A 2,840-nucleotide genomic window follows, 5' to 3' on the forward strand; every position below is an offset into this window, starting at 1 on the left:
GCCACGCCCTGCGTGGCTTCGACCAACCCGGACATCGCGCAGCCACGCAGGGCGTGGCTCTACGCCACCTCGGTGCGTTCGCCCAGCTTCGGCCAGCGCTTCAACACCGCCGCACGAATGCCGGCAGCATCAATTCCGGCCTCCGCCAGCAGGTCCTCACGGCTGGCGTGATGCTGGAAGCTGTCCGGCAGGCCCAGGTGCAGGAACGGACGTAGCACGTCTTCGGCATTCAACAGTTCGGCCACGCCCGAACCGGCACCGCCGGCGACGACGTTGTCTTCGATGGTGACAAAGCCTTCGTGCGTAGCCGCCAGCTGCAGCAGCAACGCACGGTCCAGCGGCTTGATGAAACGCATGTTGACCACGGTCAGCCCCAGCTCGCGGCCGACCGCTTCAGCGGCCGGTACGGTGCTGCCAAAGGCGAGCAGGGCAAGGCGGCTGCCCTGCACGCGCAGGTCGGCCTTGCCGATCTCCAGCGTGGACAGGTCGCTGCCTGCGGCCACGCCGGTACCGCTGCCGCGCGGGTAGCGCACCGCCGCCGGGCCTTCGTATTGCAGGCCGGTGCTCAGCATCTGCCGGCATTCGGCTTCGTCGGCCGGGGCCATCACCACCATGTGCGGCACGCAGCGCAGGAAGCTCAGGTCCAGGTTGCCGGCATGCGTGGCGCCGTCCGGGCCGACCACGCCGGCGCGGTCGATCGCAAACAGCACATCCAGCTTCTGGATCGCCACGTCATGCACCAGCTGGTCATACGCGCGCTGCAGGAAGGTGGAGTAGATCGCCACCACCGGCTTGGCTCCCTGGGTCGCCATGCCTGCCGCCAGCGTGACCGCGTGCTGCTCGGCAATGGCCACGTCGTAGTAGCGCTCCGGGTATTCCTTGCTGAAGCGCACCAGGCCGGAGCCTTCGCGCATCGCCGGGGTGATGCCGAGTAAACGCGGCTCGGCCGCGGCGGCGTCGCACAGCCAGTCGCTGAACACGTCGGTATAGGTGGGCTTCTTGACCCCACCCTTGGAGACCAGGCCCTTGTCCGGGTCGAAGGGGCCGACCGCGTGGTAGCCGATCTGGTCGCCCTCGGCGCGCTCGTAGCCCTTGCCCTTGGTGGTCATCACGTGCAGCAGCTTCAGGCCCTTCAGGCCCTTGAGCGTCTTCAGCGTGGACACCAGTGCCGGCAGGTCATGGCCGTCGATCGGGCCGGTGTAATGGAAGCCCATTTCCTCGAAGAAGGTGGACGGCACGAACATGCCTTTCCAGTGTTCTTCCCAGCGCTTGACGAAGCGCGCCGGCGGCGACTTCTTCTTGTCGCCAAGGATGCGCTTGCCGCCTTCGCGCAGCGCATTGAGCGTGCGACTGCCGGTGGCGCGGCCCAGGATCTTGGTCAGCCCGCCCACGGCTTCGGAGATCGACATGTTGTTGTCGTTGAGGATCACCAGCAGGTTCGGCTCCTGGTCCATGCCACCGGCATGGTTAAGGGCTTCATAGGCCATGCCGGCGGTCATCGCGCCGTCGCCGATGACGGCCACCACGCGGCGATCGTCGCCTTCGCGCTGGCGGGCGATGGCCATGCCCAGCGCGGCCGAGATCGAGGTCGACGAGTGCCCGACCCCGAAGGTGTCGAACACGCTTTCCTCGCGCTTCGGGAACGGCGCGACGCCGTCCTTCTGCTTGACCGTGTGGATTTCGTCGCGGCGTCCGGTGAGGATCTTGTGCGGGTAGGTCTGGTGGCCCACGTCCCAGACCAGCTGGTCGGTCGGGGTCTGGTACAGGTAGTGCAGGGCCACGGTCAGTTCGATCACGCCCAGCCCGGCGCCGAAGTGCCCCCCGCTCTTGCCCACTGATTCAATCAGGTAGGCACGCAGTTCATCCGCGATGGCGGGCAGTTCGGACTCTTCAAACCTGCGCAGGTCATCCGGATTCTGGATGCGCGACAGGCGGGGATAGCGGGCGGAATCGATCATGTTTTCTGCGCTTCTTCTCAAGCGCCTATTTTCGCCCCCAAAGCGGGGTGGAGCAAGCAAACCGCCATTCCAGTGAGAACCCGGTGACGGTGCCTGCGACAACCTGACGCAGGTCAGGCCGAGAGTTTGGAGCGCTTGGGCAGCTGCGCCTTCAGGAAGGCCATCTGGTCGGCCAGGATGTTGCGGTTGGACAGGATCATGTGTTCGATCCAGCTCGGCCGGTACGGCACCGCCAGCAGCGGCATGCCGGCCTGCTGCGGGGTGCGGTCGCTCTTGCGCGAGTTGCAGTGGAAGCAGGCGCTGACCACGTTTTCCCAGACGTCGCCGCCGCCCTTGGAAATGGGCATCACGTGGTCACGGGTCAGCTGCGGGCGGTTGAACTGCTGGCCGCAATACAGGCACAGGTGCGCATCGCGCGCGAACAGCGCCTGGTTGGTCAGGTTGGGGGTGGGGTCCAGCGCCCGTGAGCGGGCGTGCCCGCGCGCGGCAATGATCGGGTGCAGGTCCATGCCGCTGCGCAGCCCCGTGCTGCGGCAGGTGCCGCCATGGATATGCAGGCAGGGGTCACCCAGGGTCCAGGCCACGGCTTCGCGGGCGTAGAGGCAGGCCGCGTCCTGCCAGGTGATCCAGTCCAGCACCCGGCCGTGGGCGTCCAGCGACAGCAGTCGCACGGTGCCAGGGCGGTAAAGGGTGGGCGACGGCGAAGCTTCGGCGACCGGCGCGGAAGACGCTCCGGTATCGATCAGACCTAGGCGTGTAGTGTCTGTCTCCATCGAGTACAGAGCTTATACCGGAATGTTGACATTTTGTGTATGCCCGGTAGCGCCGGCCGTTGGCCGGCCCTCATGAACGTTGAAGGTCATGCATGGGCCGGCCAACGGC

The 2,840-nt window shown here is 66.6% G+C and carries 2 protein-coding genes; both read right to left on the reverse strand.

Annotation, left to right across the window (positions count from 1 at the left end):
- Positions 1-59: 59 nt before the first annotated feature.
- Entirely contained in the window at positions 60-1,958 is a 1,899-nt protein-coding gene (dxs, locus tag QMX83_RS21040; protein ID WP_282298570.1) for a 1-deoxy-D-xylulose-5-phosphate synthase, read from the reverse strand.
- Between the two features lie 113 nt (positions 1,959-2,071).
- Entirely contained in the window at positions 2,072-2,731 is a 660-nt protein-coding gene (locus QMX83_RS21045) for an HNH endonuclease (protein ID WP_282298571.1), read from the reverse strand.
- Positions 2,732-2,840: the final 109 nt, after the last annotated feature.

It is taken from the genome of Stenotrophomonas sp. PS02289, from assembly GCF_029960115.1.
Lineage (GTDB): Bacteria > Pseudomonadota > Gammaproteobacteria > Xanthomonadales > Xanthomonadaceae > Stenotrophomonas.

Excerpts from the sequence above, each read along its gene's own strand:
- QMX83_RS21045 (WP_282298571.1), bottom strand. The coding sequence starts at position 2,731 with ATGGAGACAGACACTACACGCCTAGGTCTGATCGATACCGGAGCGTCT.
- dxs (WP_282298570.1), bottom strand. The coding sequence starts at position 1,958 with ATGATCGATTCCGCCCGCTATCCCCGCCTGTCGCGCATCCAGAATCCG.